The following is a 16,534-nucleotide window of genomic DNA, read 5'->3' on the forward strand; positions in this document are numbered from 1 at the left end:
CAAGGAGAACCAACAATGCCCAAGCCCAAGAAGGGTGCCCGCTTCGGCGGGTCGGCGTCGCACCAGAAGGCGATCTTCGCCAATCTGGCCACGGCGCTCTTCGAGCACGGTCGGATCACGACCACCGAGGCCAAGGCCAAGGCGCTGCGCCCCTACGCCGAGAAGCTTGTCACCAAGGCGAAGGGCGGCACCCTGGCCGACCGTCGCGAGGTGCTCAAGGTCATCCGCAACAAGGACGTGGTGCACGAGCTCTTCGCCTCGATCGGCCCCTCGTTCGAGGGCCGTGAAGGTGGCTACACCCGTATCACCAAGACGCTGCCCCGCAAGGGTGACAACGCGCCGATGGCGGTTATCGAGCTGGTCCGGGAGAAGACCGTGACCAACGAGGCCGATCGTGCTCGTCGCGTTGCCGCGTCGCAGAAGGCCGAGGCCGCTCCGGCCGCCGAGGTTGTCGAGGAGACCGCCGACGAGGTCGTCGCCGAGACCGCCGAAGCCGAGGCCCCGGCTGCCGACGAGGCCGCAGAGGACAAGAAGGACGCCTGACGCACCGCGTTGGAGTTCTCGAACGAGCCCGCCAACCCGCTCCCGGGTTGGCGGGCTCGTTCGTGTCGACCAGGAGATCGTTGTGAGCGTGGAGGATTCGGACACCATCCGTCAGCCGGGCGAAAGCCCAGCGCTGGATCCCGGCGTTCACCGGGATAACGGGACCGGTGACATCGGAGTGGATTCGGCTGAGCCGGAGCGGGATTCGGCATCGGCCGAGGTCGTCGCGCGTCCGACGATTCGGGTGCGGCTCGATATCTCGTACGACGGAACCGATTTCATCGGCTGGGCTCGTCAACCCGGACTACGTACCGTGCAAGGCGTACTCGAAGACTCGCTGAGCAAGGTGTACCGCGAGCCGATCCAGCTCACCGTCGCCGGGCGCACCGATGCGGGTGTGCACGCCGAGGGGCAGGTCGCGCACTTCGACCTCACCGCCGAATTCGACGGGCCCAAGCTGGTGCACCGGATGGCGCGATTCCTGCCGAAAGACGTGCGCATCAAGGATGCTCGGCCCGCGCCGCCGGAATTCGATGCCCGCTTCTCGGCAATCCGCCGCCACTACGCCTACCGGCTGACCACCGCACCCTACGGTGCGGAACCGCTGCTGGCGCGCAGTGTGGTCCCGTGTCGCAGCACCGTCGATCTCGATGCCATGCGCGAGGCATCTCGAAAACTGTTGGGCCTGCATAATTTCGCGGCCTTCTGCCGCCGCCGTGAGGGCGCGACCACCGTGCGCGAATTGCAGCGCTTCGACTGGCAGCGCGACGGTGATCTGCTCGTCGCCTATGTCAGTGCCGATGCGTTCTGCTGGTCCATGGTCCGCAGCCTGGTCGGTGCGGTGCTTGCGGTGGGGGAGGGGCGCCGGAGCCCGGAGTGGGTCGGCGACCTGCTACGCGAAACCGAGCGCTCGAGTTCGGTGACCGTCGCCCCCGCGCACGGCCTGAGCCTGATCGCCGTCGACTATCCCGATGACGCCGACCTCGCCGCGCGCAATATCCAGACGCGGGAAATGCGTTCGGTCCCCGGCGATGACGTGGGTTGTTGCGGCGGCTGACCGGTGATCGGGGCAATCGGAGATGGCCGCGGTCGCAGGAAGGCAGGTGGCTCCCGCACCGCGTGATCGCGACCGGGTGCGGCGCGGGAGCGTGATAGAGCTCGGCTAGCTCGACGATGAACCAGCCTCGATCGTCCTGGGCTGCTGCCCGGCTCCCGAGATCTCGATGCGGCGCGGCTTGGCCCGCTCGGCGATCGGAAGCGTCACCGACAGCACGCCGTTGTTGTATGTGGCGCTGATCTTGTCGGCATCGACATTGTCGCCCAGGCTCAGCTGGCGCATATACGTTCCGCTGAACCGCTCGGAGGCGATCCACTGAACGTTCTCGTCGCTCGGTGCGCTGCGCTGGGCGCGCAGAGTCAGGGTGCCGTTGTCCACGTTGACGTCCACCGAGCCGGGATCGACCCCTGGTAGATCGGCATTGAGGACGTAGTGGTCGCCCGCCTTGAACAGATCCATCGGCATGAATCGCGGTGCACGCGCGGTCCCCACGGTCTCGCCGAGCAGTTGGCGAGCCACGGTGTCGATGTCATGGAATGGATCGAACCGGAGCACAGCAATCACCTCCATTTCATGAACGATGACGCCCGCCACGGCGGCGGACGCCGGAGCTGTGCAGTACCCAAATTAGCACTCATGGCATGAGAGTGCTAACCGTACTTCGCGGGCCGGTGCGGTGCCGGGCGGGCGGCCGGAATACGAATGGGGTGGCGGTGGGTTCGTTCCGGACATGACATTCGACAGTCTCGGCAGATTCGGTGTGTGGCGCGGCCACCAGGGGTTCACCCCGGAGGAAGCGCGCGAGTTGGAGGAGCTTGGGTACGGCACGCTGTGGCTCGGCAGCTCACCGCCCGCCGACCTGACCGGGGTCGAATCCCTGCTCGCGGCAACGGAATCGATCACGGTGGCGACCAGCATCGTGAACATCTGGTCGGCTCCGGTGAAGGAGGTGGCGGCGTCGTTCCATCGGATCGACGAGCGCTTCCCCGGTCGGTTCCTGCTCGGCATCGGTGCGGGCCATCCGGAACTGAACGGCGCCGACTACCGCAAGCCCTACGACGCGCTCGTCGACTACCTCGATGAACTGGACGCGGCGGAGGTGCCGAAGGGACGCAGGGCGCTGGCGGCCCTGGGGCCGCGGGTCCTGAAGCTGGCCCGGGACCGGACCGCCGGGGCGCTGCCGTACCTGGTCACCCCGGCACACACCAGGGGTGCGCGCGACGTGCTCGGCGGCGCCTTACTGGCGCCCGAGCAGAAGGTGGTCGTGGACGACGATCCGGAGCGGGCACGCGCCGTGGGGCGTCCGGTGCTCGGCCTCTACCTGGGGCTGGAGAATTACGTCGCGAACCTGCGCCGTCTCGGCTACACCGATGACGATCTGGCACAGCCGGGCAGCGATCGGCTGGTCGACGCGCTGGCGGCGCACGGCACACCCGCCGCCGTCGCGGCCGCGGTGCTCTCGCATCTGGACGCGGGCGCCGACCATGTCGCGATCCAGGCACTGAACGCCGACTACCTGGCCGCGCTGCGCGCGCTGGCCGCGGAATTGCCGACAAAGAAGTGACCGGCCGCCGCGTGATGTGAAAGATGTTCCGGTTTCCGCGCCGCCCGAGGGTTATCGGGTGGCGCGGGCCGAGGACGCATCGCTCAGGGTAGCCACGCGGGTGCTGAAGCACCCCTGACCGGCCGGAGCGACAGTCCTAAGGAACTGTTAGGAAACCGGCCGCACGCTTCCGAACCGGCTGTGACTGCCGACACACTCGTCTCCAACGGGCGCAAAGACGCGTCGAAGAAGGAGATTTCGAGTGACTACTACACAGTCGAAGCCAGGGTCCGACGGCGAGCGCCGGGTGGTCGCGAACGTGTTGCGCGGTTCCATCGGCAACCTGGTCGAGTGGTACGACTGGTACGTCTACGCGGCGTTCAGCGTGTACTTCGCCAAGGCATTCTTCCCGGAGGGCGACGCGACCGCGCAGTTGCTGTCCACCGCCGCGGTTTTCGCGGTCGGCTTCCTGATGCGGCCGATCGGCGGCTGGGCGCTCGGACGCTACGCCGACCGATTCGGCCGCCGCGCCGCGCTGACCCTCTCGGTGACCGTGATGGCGGCGGGCTCGCTGCTGATCGCGCTGACACCGGGCTACTCGACCATCGGCATCGCCGCGCCGGTGCTCCTGCTGCTGGCCCGCCTGCTACAGGGACTCTCGGTCGGCGGCGAATACGCCACCAGCGCAACATATCTGTCCGAGGTGGCCTCGGCGGGCCGGCGTGGTTTCTACTCCAGCTTCCAGTACGTGACGCTGGTGGCCGGACAGCTGACCGCGCTCGGCGTGCAGATCGTGCTGCAACAGATCCTCACCTCGGCGCAGATGCACGCCTGGGGTTGGCGGATCCCATTCCTGATCGGCGCCTGCGGTGCGATCGTGGTCATGCTGCTGCGGCGCGGGATGGACGAATCGGAATCGTTCCGTGCCGCGGCCGCGGGCGAACAGGCCGAGAGCAAGCGCGGCTCGCTGCGGGTGCTGCTGCAGTACCCGCGGGAATGCCTGCTGGTGGTGGGTCTGACCATGGGCGGAACGGTGGCCTTCTACACCTACACCACCTATATGCAGAAGTTCATGATCAATACCTCCGGCATCTCCAAGGGCACGGTGGCCTGGATCAACTTCATCGCGCTGCTGGTCTTCGTGGTGTTGCAGCCACTGGCCGGTGGGCTCTCCGATCGGATCGGCCGCCGCAAGCTGCTCATCTTCTTCGGTGTCAGCGGCACCCTGCTGACCGTGCCGATCATGACGCTGCTCGCGCACACCGGCAATGCGTTCGCCGCCTTCGGGCTGATGATGCTGGCACTGGTCGTCATCACCGGCTACACCTCGATCAACGCGATCGTGAAGGCCGAGCTGTTCCCGACGAAGATCCGCGCGCTCGGCGTCGGGTTGCCCTACGCGCTGACCGTCGCCATCTTCGGCGGCACCGCGGAGATGATCGCGCTGGCGCTGAAGAAGGCGGGTCACGAGTCGCTGTACTTCTGGTATGTGGCGGGCTGTATCGCGATCTCGCTGGTCACCTACTACTTCATGCGCGAGACCTCGGCCGAGTCAACCATCGACGCCGATGCCGTCGAGGCGGGCACGGTGGAGCCGGATCGTGAGCCGGTCGCCGCGCGCTTCTGACCGCCCCGTACCCGCGCCGATCCACCCACCGTGGGAGGATCGGCGCGTGCGGCTTGCGGTGGTCGAGGACGACGACGGCGTGGGCGATGCGCTGGTCGAGGCGCTCAATGCCCGCGGCTACCGGGCCGAGCGCAAGCGCCGGGGGTCCGATCTCTTGCTGGACCATCGCGGGTACGACGCCGTCATCCTGGACCTCGGCCTGCCCGATGCGGACGGGCTGCATATTCTGCGTCAGCTGCGCGAGGTGAGCTCGGTGCCTGTGCTCATCCTGACCGCCCGCAGCGATGAACGCTCCATTGTGCGCGGACTGCGCGGCGGCGCCGACGACTATCTGGTGAAACCGCCACGCATCGCGGAATTGATGGCCCGCCTGGAGACGGTGCTGCGGCGGGCGGCGGTCTCGGCGCGGCCGACACCATCGGCGGTGGTCACCGGGGATGTGCGGGTGGATCTCGCGACACGCGTCGTCGAGGTCGGCGGCGAGCGAATCACCCTCACCCCCAAGGAGTTCGAGCTGGTCGAGGTCCTGGTGGAGCGTCCGGGAGCTGCGGTCAGCAGACAGCAGCTGATGGATCGGGTGTGGGGAGACGCGTTCGTCGCGGTGTCGCGCTCGTTGGACGTACACATGACGGCGCTACGCGCGAAGTTGAACCGGCCCGGACTGATCCACACCATCCGCGGTTATGGATACCGGTGGGGCGAGTGACGGGCGTGCCGATCGAGCGGAGGGGGCCGCGATGCGGCGTCGGCTGCTGATAGCGCTGACCGTGTTCGCGGCAATGGCGGTATTCGCGTTCGCGGTGCCGCTGTCGCTGACCTATGCGACCAGCCGGACGCAGGAACTGGTGCTGGGGCGCAATGGGGATGCCGATCGGTTCGCCACGCTCGCCGACGCGGCGGTCGCCGATGGGGACAGCCGGGCGCTGGCCGAGGAGATCGGCCGGTATCACGAGTTGTACGGGGAGAACGTCCTGGTGGTGGATGCGCGGGGCGCGACCACGGTGAACGCCGGTGTGCGCGTGGGTGATACGGATATCGCCGCCGCCGTGGCGGCCGCGCGCCGCAATCAGCGGCCGGATCCGGTGCAGCGGCTCACCCCGTGGAGCGCGCCGACCATGTTGGTGGCCCGGCCGGTCGGCACCGGGGTGCAGGTCAACGGCGCGGTGGTGATCGAGGCGTCGACCGCGCGTGCCCGCTCCGATATCGCCACGGCGTGGGCGGTGATCGCGGCGGGCGCCATCGTCGCCATGGTGGTCTTCACGCTGCTCGCGCTGACGTTGAGTCGCTGGGTGTTGCGGCCATTGGCCGCGCTCTCCGCCGCGGTGGCCGAATTGACCGCGACGCTGCCGAAACCGCGGGCCGCGGCGGCGCGTACCGCGCCCGCTTCCGGAGCACCTCGAAGGCGTTCCGAAGGTGAGCGCACAGGCCCCGGCTCGCTCGCCGACCACCCGGGCGGAGTATCTGCATCGCATTCCGAAGGTGCGCCGACCGGTCCAGTCGCTACTGCCGGCCAACCGGGCGGAGCACCAGCGCGTTCCGATGGTGCCGATTTGATCGCCGATGATTCCGGCGGAGCACCTGAAATGCGTTCGGAGGGTGTACGCACCGGGCCGGTCTCGATTGCCCGTCGCTACGGTGGACCGCCCGAGATGCGGGCCGTCGCGGAATCATTCGACGCCATGGCATTGGCCGTCGCCGATTCGGCCGACGCGCAACGCCAGCTCGTCGCCGACACCGCACACGCCATGCGTAACCCGCTGGCGGCATTGACCATTCGCCTCGACTCACTCGAACCCGCAATACCGGAAAGCGCCACGTCGACCTTCCGTGGTGCCAGCGCCGAGGTCGAGCGACTGACCGCGCTGCTCGACGGTCTACTAGCCCTGGCCGTGGCCGAAACACCCGCGGCCTTCGCCGCGGAGGACACCGAAAATCACTGCGACGCCGTGCAGGTGGTCGCCGACCGCGCCGACGCGTGGCACTCCGCCTACGAGGCCGCGGGCTTGGAACTGCGCACCGAACCCGCCGCCGACCACGCCGACACAGCCGTCTCCGCCGACGTGCTGGCGCAGATACTGGATGTGCCGCTGAGCAATTCCTGCCGCTACGCCGGGCTCGGCGCCCGAACCGTCATCACCGTGACCGCCGAACCCGACTGGATCACCATCACCATCCGCGACAATGGCGCGGGCGTCGCCCCCACCGAAATCGATCAGCTCACGACGCGATTCTTCCGTGGCGCCACCGCCGCCCCGGGCGGCTCCGGCCTCGGCCTACCCATCGCCGCCGCTCTCACCCAATCCCGCGGCGGCACTCTGCACATCGAATCCGTTTCCCCGCAGGGCCTTTCGGTCACCATGCGCTTTCCCGCAGCAGGCCGCTCATGATCCGCCATCGCTCACCGGCTGCATACAGGGGATCGATGGCGCGCACGGATTGGCGTGCCGCGCTCGTGTTGGCCGGGCTTCGGCCGTCCGGTCTCGATGCGAAGTCGGTGGCGTGTGCGCCGCGGAGTGCGATGCGGGCGTCCCCCTGGCCGGATCATGTGGTGCGGGCGGAAATGCGTGCGGCGTATCGATTTTGCGGCGTAGGGCGATGACGGGGCGGCGCGGGTTTCTGAGGCTGATGGTCGGTGGGGTGGCGGCCGCGGCGGTGGGGTGTGGCGCGGATCGGGGGATCGCGACGGTACGGTTGGCGTCGGGGGAGGTCGGCGGGCTTTATCACGCGTTCGCGCGGTTGTTGGCGGAGGTGGCGGCGCGAGCGGGGACGGTGCGGATCGAGCCGGTCGCGACCTCGGGGTCGCAGGCGAATCTGGCCATGCTTGCCAATGGTGAGGTGGATGCCGCACTGGCGCTGGCGGATTCGGTGCCCGGGGCGGCCGGTACCTACCTGGCGCTCGGTCGGGTGTACGAAAACTATCTGCAGCTGGCGGTGCGGACCGACAGCTCGATCCGCCGGGTGGCGGATCTACGTGGCGCCCGCGTGAATCTGGGCGCCACGGGTTCCGGTGCGGCGCTGACCGGGGAGCGGATCCTGCGCGCGGCCGGGCTGGATCCGGCGGTGGACGTGACGATCGAACATCGCCCACTGCGGGAGGCGGTGGCGGCATTGGATTCCGGCGCCGTCGACGCCCTGTTGTGGGCAGGCGGGGTGCCGACCGCGGCGCTCGAGGTGCCGTTGAAGATGCGGCTCATCGACCTCGGCGAACTGGCCCGGCCACTGCGCGAACACTTCGGGCAGGTATACGACCGCGTCGAGATCCCCACCGACGCCTACCCCGACACCGCCGCCGTACACACCATCGGCATAGCGAACCTCCTCCTCGCCACCGCCGCACTCCCCGATGCTGCGGCCGCCGCGATCGTCGACCTGCTGGTCACCCGCGTGGACGCACTGGTCCCCGCCGAAGCCGCAGGCACCCAATTCCTCGACACCCGTTCGCTCATCGGCACCGGCACCGTCCCGCTCCACTCCGGCGCGGCCGATATCTACCGGAGCAAACACGGCTGAGCGGTCGCGGTTCTCGCACCGGTCCGGCCGTTCCCGCGGCACAGTCGAATCAGAGCTCGGCGAAAATGGTTGATCGCTGGCGGTCTCCGGGCATCGCCCGGACTTCCGGCGCGATCTCGTGCCTTCGCCCACGCTCGATCTCAGACATCACAGCGATGCCCTGCGGAGGTCGACGAAGGGTCTGTCCCATCCAACAAGGCAGCCCAGTAGTCCGCGCGGACGGCGTCCCACAGATCGACGTGACCGGCGAACGCATCACGCACCTCCCACAAGTTCGGCAGACTGTCCAGGACCACGAGGCCCGGTAGCGCCGACGGAAATGCCATCCCGCTCGGCCACCGGTAGGCCATCGATGCGTCCGCCCGGTTCTGGAAGTTGAGCACCTGGCAATCGCGGTGCCTCAGACGCCAGGTAGCGATCTTCCGTCCATCCGGTGATTCGCTGGCGCGCAACCGATCTCGCTGCATTACACCACCTCGTCGTTCGTGCGCCCGATGCCGGAGGACTCGACACCCCGGCATCGGGACGATTCAGGGGGCGCGGTCCGATCGGCCCACTCCTGGACGGCCAGCCCGGCACCGGGTACCGACTACAACCATGTCGCCGGTACCTCGTGCGTTGCAGTGGCAACAGCCGTGGCATCGCGCATGACTTCGTTCTCACGCAGCGGAAACTGCCGGGTAGTGGCATGGGGGGTGGCATCCGTGCCGGGCGAGGGCCATATTGCTTTCCTCCCCGCTGCGGGCGGGGAATGATCGAAGTATGAGCAGCGGGACCGGCGATCTTATCCGCCACCTTCGCTTGGCTAAGGGTTGGTCGCAGGGACGGTTGGCCGATGAATTGTGCAAGGCATCCGGTGCCAACATCAGTCGTGAGTACATTTCCCGCCGCTGGGAGTCCAATCTGACGGAACCCTCGGGCTTTTGGATGCGTCACCTCGCGGCGGTGCTGGATTGTCCAACCGAGTTGTTGGAGGCAAATGTGAACAGGCGCGAATTCTTGAGCCACCTAGCCGCCACGACCATCGCACCTGTAGTCGCGTCCGACCTGCTCACACAAGGTTTCTCCGCTCGTCTGCGGCCTTCGGCACCGGGTATCGAGGAATGGGAAGGCCGACTCGTCAGGTACGGCCACGACTACATGAGCGCCGGAGCCGCCGAGATCCAACGGCGGTTGGCGGCCGACATGATTGTGTTGCAACAACAACTGGACACACCACGGATGTGGGCCATAGCTGCGCGGCTGATGACGTTGTACGCCAAGACCTTTCCAGGTAGCGACGGCCGCAAGGCGATCAACTGGTATTCGATGGCCGCCGAAGCGGCCGATCGATCGGAAGACACAGATATCCGGGTATGGGTCCGTGGACGCGCCGCGATTGCGCTGGGTTACGAAGGTGCGGCCCTGCCGGCGCACCAGTTCGCCGACCAGGCCTTGGCTATCAATGATCGCCCGAGTTCGGGGCGGCTCAACGCCCTGTGGGGCAAGGCTCATGCCGCCGCGCTCCAGGGTGACAAAGCACATGCACGCGGGCTGATCGACACCGGCCGAAGGGAATTCGACCGCTCCGGGTCCGACGATCAAGCCAGCGACTACGCGGTCCCTTGGTGGCGGGTGAACGTCTTTCTTTCATTGCTGGCCGCGCGTCTCGGCGACGAACGGGTTGCCGTGGCAGCGCAGGAGGCCGCGAGGGCGGACCTCCCGGAGTCGCTGCCACGGTTCCGCACGCACCTGGCCATGCACCAGGGGCTGATGCTGGTTCGCGACGGCGATCGGGCCGAGGGTGTGAAGTTGGCGCGAGCGGCGCTGGACGCGCTACCACCCGAAAAACATTCGCTGACTCTCCGAATGCTCATGGATGAGATCGTGGGCCCCGCAACGGCCTCCGCCCGAAGGAAAGGCCGCACCATCAACGACTAGAAACCGTTGACCTCCGCCACTACTGCGTCCATCAGCCACTGATCGTCTCTACTTCCGATGTACGGCAATGGCTTTGGCTCACCGCCAGGGCCGCTTCGTGAAAGGCCTTGATGCGGCCTGTTTCCCGGGAGGTGCGCCAGGTAAGTCGGCCTTGTAGCGGTGGGCCGTCTTCGATGGGCAGGTAGGTGATGCCGGGATAGCCGCGGAAGCAGGAGCCTTCGTCTCCGACGATGAAACCGCCCTTGCCCGCGCCGACCAAACTGATCGCCTCCTGGAAGGTGTCGGCGGGCTCGCCGTGCCGGATCGGGCGGCCACTCGGGGTGAACTGCGGAATGCGGTCGTCCAGCACGATCGCGGGCAGTTCGGTGGGCGCGCCGATCAGCGTGATGTCGGCCAGATCCTCTTGCGTCAGTGCGGTGCGCCGGGCGAGCGGGTGGGTGAGCGGGAGGACGAGCATGCGCGGCAGGGCCCGCAATACCGGTCCGACGGTCAGATCCGGATCCGCGACGGGATAACACACCAGCGCCACGTCGACCAGGTCGTTGCGCAGGGCGGCCACGCTCTCGAAGAGCGGCAGCTCCCGGATCCGCACCTCCGTGCCCGGGTGCTTGCGGCCGAAGGTCTCGGCGGCCTCCATCACGAATTGGCCCGCGCCCGCGCCCGTGAACCCGACCTCGAGGACGCCCGGTATGCCCCGGCCCGCGGAGGTGGCGCGCTCGATCGCCTGCCGAATCAGGTCGTATGCGGGCCGGAGTTCGTCGGCGAATTGCGCACCGACGGGAGTCAAACTCACTCTGCGGCTGGTTCGTTCGAACAGCGGGGCGCCGATGCGCCGTTCCAGGGCCTGGATGGTCTGGCTGACCCGGCCCGTCGACACCCGCAAACGCTCGGCCGCGCGCCCGAAGTGCAATTCGTCGGCCAGCGTCAGGACGGCTTCGATCTCATACCGTTCCATTGCTGCTCCGTCTCGATCAGTTCGCCTCGTACCTCGAGGTTCTCGTATCTACCGCCGCGGCCCCGGATTTGTTCCTGGCCGGGCCGAACTCGCGAACGTTGAGCGAATCTAAACGGTCGTTGCCGAAGACGCCATTGTTCCGCGGCGTCGCACTGCCGATCCTCTAGCTAGTGCCCGGTTCAGCCGCCGGGCACGCGCAGTTGTCTTCCGACAGATAAGGATTTGTTGATGAGTGAGACTCCGGAGCACGTGCTCGTCCTCGGCGCGACCGGCAAGACCGGGGCCCGCGTGGCCCGGCGATTGCGGGAACGCGGCCTACGGGTGCGGGCCGGATCACGGGCGGCCGAGGTGCCTTTCGACTGGGACGACGCACCGACCTGGGCGCCCGCGGTGGCCGGAATCACCGCCGTGTACATCGCCTTCCAGCCTGATCTGGCGGTGCCGGGTGCGCCGGAGGCGGTGCGCGCCTTCGGTGAGGTGGCGGTCGCGGCCGGGGTGCGGCGGCTGGTGTTGCTGTCGGGTCGCGGCGAGGAGGAGGCGCGGGCCGCCGAGCAGGCGCTGTTCGAGTTGGACGCCGACGTGACGGTGGTGCGGTCCAGTTTCTTCGCGCAGAACTTCAGCGAGGGCAACTTCCTGGAGCCGGTGCGGGCCGGGCAATTGGTGCTGCCGGTGGGCGCGGTGCCCGAGCCGTTCATCGACGTGGACGATGTGGCGGAGGTCGCGGTGGTGGCGCTGACCGAGGACGGGCACGCGGGTCAGGTCTATGAGGTGACCGGTCCGCGGTTGCTCACCTTCGCGGAGGCGGTCGCCGAAATGGCCGCGGCCGCCGGTCGTTCCATCGATTACGTGCAGGTGTCACCCGAGGACTACGCCGCCGCGCTGACCGACGAGGGTGTGCCCGCCGAGTTCGTGGACTTCCTCATCTACCTGTTCACCACCGTGCTCGACGGCCGCAACGCGCAGGTGAGCGACGGCGTCGAGCGCGCACTCGGCCGTCCCGCGCGGGACTTCGCGGAGTACGCGAAAACTGCTGCTGCCACGGGTATTTGGGACGCGCCGTGAGAGCGGCTCGCTCGGTCTCGCTGATCATCGCGGCGGTCACGGCCGGACTGACCGCGGGGCTGTTCGCCGGATTCGCCTACGCGGTGATGCCGGGCCTGCGCCGGAGCGGTGATCGCACCTACGTCGAGGTCATGCAGAACATCAACGCCGTCATCCTCAACCCGGTATTCCTGACCATCTTCACGGGCGGGCTGGCGGCGGCATTCGCCGCTGTCGTCACGAACTGGAAGACCGGCGATCCGCGGGTGCGGTATTGGGCCATCGCCGGCTTCGCCTGCTACCTGGTGATGTTCCTGATCACCAGTGGCGCCAACGTCCCGCTCAACGACCAACTTGCCGCCGCGGGCGATCCGGCCGCCCTGGCGGATCCGGCCGTGGTGCGCGACGACTTCGAGGACCCCTGGGTCGGCTGGAACATCGCCCGCGCGCTGGCCAACACCGCGGCGCTGGCCTGCTTCGCCCTGGCCCTGCTGCGGAGCGGACGAACCGCCGTCCGCTAGCGAATCAGGAGCGGACCAGGCGGGCGATGGCGTCGGTGGCCTCTTTGATCTTGGCGTTGGCCTCGGGGCCACCGACGACCGCCGCGTCGACCACACAGTGGCTGATGTGGTCCTCCAGCAGACCCATCGCGACCGCCTGTAGCGCCTTGGTCATCGCGGAGACCTGGGTGAGGATGTCGATGCAGTACTTTTCCTCCTCGACCATCCGCTGGAGGCCGCGCGCCTGTCCCTCGATACGGCGCAGACGCTTGAGGTAGTCGTCCTTGGCGGTGATGTAGCCGTGGGCGGCGTGGTCGTCGTGGCAGGACTGGTCCTGGGTGGTGCTCGTTCCGGGGGATGTCACCGAATCTCTCCTCACTGCCTGCCGGGGTATCGGACCTACTGTTCAATACCCCCCTAGGGTACAATTATTCCATTGTGTTGTCAGGTCTGTGCCGGGCTCGCCGTGACACCGTTCGGTCACGCCAGCCATCGTTCGGCGCCCCGCCGGGCTGCGACGATGCCGCCGATCACCACCACACCGCCCGGCAGTTGAATCGGGGCCGTCGATTCGCCGAGCGGCAACATGACAATGCCACCGGGAACGGCGCGCCGCTCGACGGGATCGGCGACACCGTCCGGTTCCCGCCGATTCGCCGGTCAGCCGAACCGCAAGGCAGGTCCGGCCGAGGGATTATCCGTGACCCGGGTCACTCGACGGCGCGCGTCGAGGGCCCGTCGCGTGAGCCGAACGGGCGGACGGGAGAATCTAGCGCATGAGTTCGCTTCCCCGTCCCGCGCTCGCCGTCATCGGCGGCAGCGGCTTCTACGACTTCTTCGACAACGACGCGACCGATGTCGAGGTCGACACCCCGTACGGCAAGCCGAGCGCGCCGATCGCGATCGGCGAGGTCGAGGGGCGGGCGGTGGCGTTCCTGCCGCGGCACGGCAGGCAACATGAGTACGCGCCGCATACGCTGCCGTACTTGGCCAATATGTGGGCGCTGCGGTCGCTCGGGGTGCGCCGGATCTTCGCGCCGTGCGCGGTCGGCAGCCTGCGCGCGGACTGGGGGCCGGGCACCGTAGGTGTGCCGGATCAGCTGGTCGATCGCACCTCGGGGCGTCCGCAGACCTACTTCGACGGTGGCGGCGTGCATGTGTCCTTCGCCGACCCGTACTGCGATGAACTCCGTTCCGCCGCGATCAAATCCGAAATCGACGAGCTGCCGTTGAAGGCGGGCGGCACGATGGTTGTGGTGCAGGGCCCGCGCTTCTCCACCCGCGCCGAGAGCCGCTGGTTCGCCGGGCAGGGCTGGGACCTGGTGAATATGACCGGTCACCCGGAGGCCGTACTCGCCCGCGAACTCGAAATGTGCTACGCCGCAGTCGCTTTGGTGACCGACCTGGATGCGGGCCTGGAAGAGGGCGCCGGTGTGCACGCGGTCGACGTCTTCGCCGAATTCAAGCGCAACCTGGGACCGTTCAAGGAGTTGATCCGCCGCTCGGTCTCCGCGGTGACCGGGACCGACACCTGCGATCGTTGCCGTGTCCATACCGGGGTGTCGCTGCCGTTCGAACTACCGTGAACTAGGGAGTTCCCCGAGCCGTGCGGGAACTCGGGCGCGGCGCGAACGCGGGGTATGGATGTCATGAAGGTGCTGGTGACCGGCGGGGCCGGTTTCATCGGATCGCATATGCGGCGGGCGTTGATCGGGGCGGGCCACGAGGTGGTCGCGATCGACCTGCTGCACCCCGCTGTGCACGGAGTGGATGCGCAAGCGCCGGAAGGCGTTTCGCGGATCGATGTACGGGATACGGTCGCGCTGCAGCCGCTGTTGCGCGGGGTCGAGGTGGTCTGCCATCTCGCCGCGGTGACCGGGGTCAGCGCCCCCCAGCGCGCCGAACCCGGCTCGGGTCCGGCGGCGCGATCGGGCTCACGCCCGGGGATGGGCCCGCGCCTCGAGCCCGGACTGAGCGCGGCGGAGTTCGCGGCGCATAACGATCTCGGTACCGCGGTCCTGCTCGCGGCCATGGGTCAGGCCGGGATCCGGCGTCTGGTGCTGGGGTCCTCGATCACCGTGTACGGCGAGGGTCGCTACCGGATGGTGCACGGTGGGCCGTTCTTCCCCGGACTGCGGCTGCGCGCCGACCTGGATCGCGGCATGTTCGACCATCGGGCGCCGCGCACCGGTGAGGTGCTCACCTGGGAGCCGGTCGGGGAGGAAACGCCCCTGCGGCCCCGCGGTTTCTACGCGGCGAGCAAGGTGGCGCAGGAAAACTATGCCTTCGCCTGGGGTCTGGCCACCGGCGCCGTCGTGACCGCATTGCGATACCACCAGGTGTACGGCCCGGGCGCACACTTCGGCCTGCCCGCCCTTTTCCGGGATGCCCTCGCCGCGGGCCTCGCACCGCGGGTTTTCGAGGACGGTGGTCAGATGCGGGATTTCGTGCACGTGGACGATGTCGTCGCCGCCACCGTCGCCGCCGTGGAGCGCGCGCTGCCCGGTTTCGTCCCCCTGAACATCGCCTCCGGCCATCCGGTCAGTCTGTGGCAGGTCGCCTCGATCATGTCCAGAGCCCGCGGCGGACCAGCGCCGATCGTGACCGGCCAATACCTCCTGGCCGATGTCCGTCACTTCGTCGCCGACCCCGAACGCGCCAAACGCGCCCTCGATTTCACCGCGGCCATCACCCCGGCCCAGGGTCTCGCCGAATTCGCCGCGCCCTCCACCGAACCCGCCGCCACCTGACCGAAGCCGCGTGCGGCTAGGCATTCGATTCGTGGGATGCGGGGTCGCGGAGGACGGTCAGCTGGACGAGGGCGAACTCGGGGATCTGTGCGCCGGGGGTGCCGCCGGGGAGCGGGGAGATCTCCACGTCGGCGGTCATCCAGGCGCCGGATTCGGTGGCGAAGCGAACCGCGGGGAGGGCGTGTGCGCCCGCACCGTCCCGAATCGCGGTGCGGGCATCGAGGATTCGGGCGCGGTCGGCCGGGTGGGGCAGGGTGCGCTCGTCGATACCGCCGGACCACAAGAGGCCGGGGACGGGTTCGCTGACCCAGCGGATCAGGCGGACCTGCGCGATATCGACGATGGCGAGATAGAGGTCGGGTGTAGTGCGGCGCAGTAGGTCGATAGTGCTGGCCTCGAAGGTTTTTCGTTGCGGCGGCACACTGTCGGTGACATCCACGGCCACTCCCCGCCAGTCGGCGCGGTCGGCGTCGGCGTTGCGCGCGACGAGCAGCAGCGAGCGCAGGCCCGCGGCCGTGCGCACGGTGGCGGTGCCCAGCCAGCGGGAACCCGGTTCGGAGCGGGCCATCAGGGCGATGAATTCCAGTGCCCCGTCGAAACGTTCGATGGATTCGAAGGGTTCGGCGCCGAACCAGCGGGTGCGGAATCGCTCGAAATCCGGGCCGAGTGCCCGCGGGAGCGTCTCCAACAGCCGGTCCCGTGTGTCGACACGGAACGGCGCCACCCCCGGTTCGGGCGCGGCCACCCCACCGACCCATAACTTCACCGCGTGCACCCGCCCGTCCGGCCCCGTCACCGGCACCGCCCGTGCGCTCTGCTCCGACCACGCATGCCGGGACCTGGGCAGCGTGCGGTCCACGACCGCCCCGCAAGCGTGCGCCGACTCGACGATGGGCCGCAGCCGCGCGGGAATCGCCCTGTCGAACGACTTCCACGACTTCGGCGTGGTCCCGGCCCACACCAGCGACCAGGTCCCGACCGGCCCGAGTGTTTCGACCAGCGCCCAGCGCCCGATATTCACCTGCACCCCATCCCGAGCTCGAAGTACCGCACCATTGATAGCCGGTGCATATGGTGCCCGATCCGAA

At 68.3% G+C, this 16,534-nt stretch carries 17 protein-coding genes; 12 read left to right on the top strand and 5 right to left on the bottom strand.

Going from position 1 to position 16,534, the window contains the following annotated elements; translation table 11 throughout:
• Positions 1-15 precede the first annotated feature (15 nt).
• The gene (gene rplQ / locus AB0H61_RS06730; RefSeq protein WP_357300220.1) at positions 16-543 is read left to right on the top strand and encodes a 50S ribosomal protein L17; all 528 of its coding nucleotides are present in this window, start codon (positions 16-18) and stop codon (positions 541-543) included.
• A gap of 244 nt (positions 544-787) precedes the next feature.
• Positions 788-1,600, top strand: a complete 813-nt coding sequence (truA, locus tag AB0H61_RS06735; protein ID WP_357300575.1) for a tRNA pseudouridine(38-40) synthase TruA — start codon at positions 788-790, stop codon at positions 1,598-1,600.
• A 105-nt stretch (positions 1,601-1,705) separates the two neighbouring features.
• On the opposite strand, the gene AB0H61_RS06740 is transcribed toward truA, so the two are convergent.
• Positions 1,706-2,155, bottom strand: coding sequence for an Hsp20/alpha crystallin family protein (locus AB0H61_RS06740; RefSeq protein WP_357300576.1), 450 nt, complete (start codon positions 2,153-2,155; stop codon positions 1,706-1,708).
• Positions 2,156-2,330: 175 nt separating this feature from the next.
• Here AB0H61_RS06740 and AB0H61_RS06745 point away from each other — a divergent pair, with 175 nt between their 5' ends.
• The 5 genes from AB0H61_RS06745 to AB0H61_RS06765 all read left to right on the top strand — a co-directional run bounded on the left by AB0H61_RS06745 (position 2,331) and on the right by AB0H61_RS06765 (position 8,280).
• A complete protein-coding gene (locus AB0H61_RS06745; RefSeq protein WP_357300221.1) occupies positions 2,331-3,164 on the top strand; it encodes an LLM class F420-dependent oxidoreductase in 834 nt (277 codons plus the stop codon).
• A gap of 241 nt (positions 3,165-3,405) precedes the next feature.
• A complete protein-coding gene (locus tag AB0H61_RS06750) occupies positions 3,406-4,770 on the top strand; it encodes an MFS transporter (RefSeq protein WP_357300222.1) in 1,365 nt (454 codons plus the stop codon).
• 46 nt (positions 4,771-4,816) lie between these two features.
• The gene (locus AB0H61_RS06755) at positions 4,817-5,476 is read left to right on the top strand and encodes a response regulator transcription factor (RefSeq protein ID WP_357300224.1); all 660 of its coding nucleotides are present in this window, start codon (positions 4,817-4,819) and stop codon (positions 5,474-5,476) included.
• A 31-nt stretch (positions 5,477-5,507) separates the two neighbouring features.
• Entirely contained in the window at positions 5,508-7,157 is a 1,650-nt protein-coding gene (locus tag AB0H61_RS06760) for a HAMP domain-containing sensor histidine kinase (RefSeq protein WP_357300226.1), read from the top strand.
• A gap of 238 nt (positions 7,158-7,395) precedes the next feature.
• Positions 7,396-8,280 (top strand): TAXI family TRAP transporter solute-binding subunit, encoded by an 885-nt coding sequence (locus AB0H61_RS06765; RefSeq protein WP_357300228.1) that lies wholly within the window; start codon positions 7,396-7,398, stop codon positions 8,278-8,280.
• A 140-nt stretch (positions 8,281-8,420) separates the two neighbouring features.
• Here AB0H61_RS06765 and AB0H61_RS06770 read toward each other — a convergent pair whose 3' ends face one another.
• The gene (locus AB0H61_RS06770; protein ID WP_357300231.1) at positions 8,421-8,747 is read right to left on the bottom strand and encodes a hypothetical protein; all 327 of its coding nucleotides are present in this window, start codon (positions 8,745-8,747) and stop codon (positions 8,421-8,423) included.
• Positions 8,748-9,261: 514 nt separating this feature from the next.
• On the opposite strand from AB0H61_RS06770, the gene AB0H61_RS06775 reads away from it, so the two are divergent.
• Positions 9,262-10,200 carry a transcriptional regulator gene (locus AB0H61_RS06775; RefSeq protein ID WP_357300233.1) on the top strand — a complete coding sequence of 313 codons (939 nt, stop codon included), beginning with the start codon at positions 9,262-9,264 and terminating at the stop codon, positions 10,198-10,200.
• A 31-nt stretch (positions 10,201-10,231) separates the two neighbouring features.
• Here the strand turns inward: AB0H61_RS06775 and AB0H61_RS06780 are convergent, their stop codons facing one another.
• Positions 10,232-11,155 (bottom strand): LysR substrate-binding domain-containing protein, encoded by a 924-nt coding sequence (locus tag AB0H61_RS06780; protein ID WP_357300235.1) that lies wholly within the window; start codon positions 11,153-11,155, stop codon positions 10,232-10,234.
• A 228-nt stretch (positions 11,156-11,383) separates the two neighbouring features.
• On the opposite strand from AB0H61_RS06780, the gene AB0H61_RS06785 reads away from it, so the two are divergent.
• Both AB0H61_RS06785 and AB0H61_RS06790 read left to right on the top strand, forming a co-directional pair.
• A complete protein-coding gene (locus tag AB0H61_RS06785; protein WP_357300237.1) occupies positions 11,384-12,217 on the top strand; it encodes an NAD(P)H-binding protein in 834 nt (277 codons plus the stop codon).
• Positions 12,214-12,717: an anthrone oxygenase family protein gene (locus tag AB0H61_RS06790; protein WP_357300240.1), complete on the top strand. Its 504-nt coding sequence runs from the start codon at positions 12,214-12,216 to the stop codon at positions 12,715-12,717. The genes AB0H61_RS06785 and AB0H61_RS06790 overlap by 4 nt, the downstream gene beginning before the upstream one ends.
• 4 nt (positions 12,718-12,721) lie before the next feature.
• Here the strand turns inward: AB0H61_RS06790 and AB0H61_RS06795 are convergent, their stop codons facing one another.
• Positions 12,722-13,060: a metal-sensitive transcriptional regulator gene (locus AB0H61_RS06795; RefSeq protein WP_357300242.1), complete on the bottom strand. Its 339-nt coding sequence runs from the start codon at positions 13,058-13,060 to the stop codon at positions 12,722-12,724.
• A gap of 412 nt (positions 13,061-13,472) precedes the next feature.
• Here AB0H61_RS06795 and AB0H61_RS06800 point away from each other — a divergent pair, with 412 nt between their 5' ends.
• Together AB0H61_RS06800 and AB0H61_RS06805 are read left to right on the top strand one after the other, a co-directional pair.
• Positions 13,473-14,282, top strand: a complete 810-nt coding sequence (locus AB0H61_RS06800) for an S-methyl-5'-thioadenosine phosphorylase (RefSeq protein WP_357300244.1) — start codon at positions 13,473-13,475, stop codon at positions 14,280-14,282.
• Positions 14,283-14,345: 63 nt separating this feature from the next.
• A complete protein-coding gene (locus tag AB0H61_RS06805) occupies positions 14,346-15,446 on the top strand; it encodes an NAD-dependent epimerase/dehydratase family protein (protein ID WP_357300578.1) in 1,101 nt (366 codons plus the stop codon).
• 16 nt (positions 15,447-15,462) lie between these two features.
• Here AB0H61_RS06805 and AB0H61_RS06810 read toward each other — a convergent pair whose 3' ends face one another.
• Entirely contained in the window at positions 15,463-16,467 is a 1,005-nt protein-coding gene (locus tag AB0H61_RS06810; protein ID WP_357300246.1) for a GAF domain-containing protein, read from the bottom strand.
• Positions 16,468-16,534 lie beyond the last annotated feature (67 nt).

This window comes from Nocardia sp. NPDC050710, assembly GCF_040654375.1.
Taxonomy (GTDB): Bacteria; Actinomycetota; Actinomycetes; order Mycobacteriales; family Mycobacteriaceae; genus Nocardia.

Bases quoted from the DNA above. Each gene is read 5' to 3' on its own strand.
- AB0H61_RS06785 (WP_357300237.1), top strand. From the start codon at position 11,384: ATGAGTGAGACTCCGGAGCACGTGCTCGTCCTCGGCGCGACCGGCAAG.
- AB0H61_RS06800 (WP_357300244.1), top strand. From the start codon at position 13,473: ATGAGTTCGCTTCCCCGTCCCGCGCTCGCCGTCATCGGCGGCAGCGGC.
- AB0H61_RS06760 (WP_357300226.1), top strand. From the start codon at position 5,508: ATGCGGCGTCGGCTGCTGATAGCGCTGACCGTGTTCGCGGCAATGGCG.
- rplQ (WP_357300220.1), top strand. From the start codon at position 16: ATGCCCAAGCCCAAGAAGGGTGCCCGCTTCGGCGGGTCGGCGTCGCAC.
- AB0H61_RS06770 (WP_357300231.1), bottom strand. From the start codon at position 8,747: ATGCAGCGAGATCGGTTGCGCGCCAGCGAATCACCGGATGGACGGAAG.
- AB0H61_RS06765 (WP_357300228.1), top strand. From the start codon at position 7,396: ATGGTCGGTGGGGTGGCGGCCGCGGCGGTGGGGTGTGGCGCGGATCGG.
- AB0H61_RS06745 (WP_357300221.1), top strand. From the start codon at position 2,331: ATGACATTCGACAGTCTCGGCAGATTCGGTGTGTGGCGCGGCCACCAG.
- AB0H61_RS06780 (WP_357300235.1), bottom strand. From the start codon at position 11,155: ATGGAACGGTATGAGATCGAAGCCGTCCTGACGCTGGCCGACGAATTG.
- AB0H61_RS06805 (WP_357300578.1), top strand. From the start codon at position 14,346: ATGAAGGTGCTGGTGACCGGCGGGGCCGGTTTCATCGGATCGCATATG.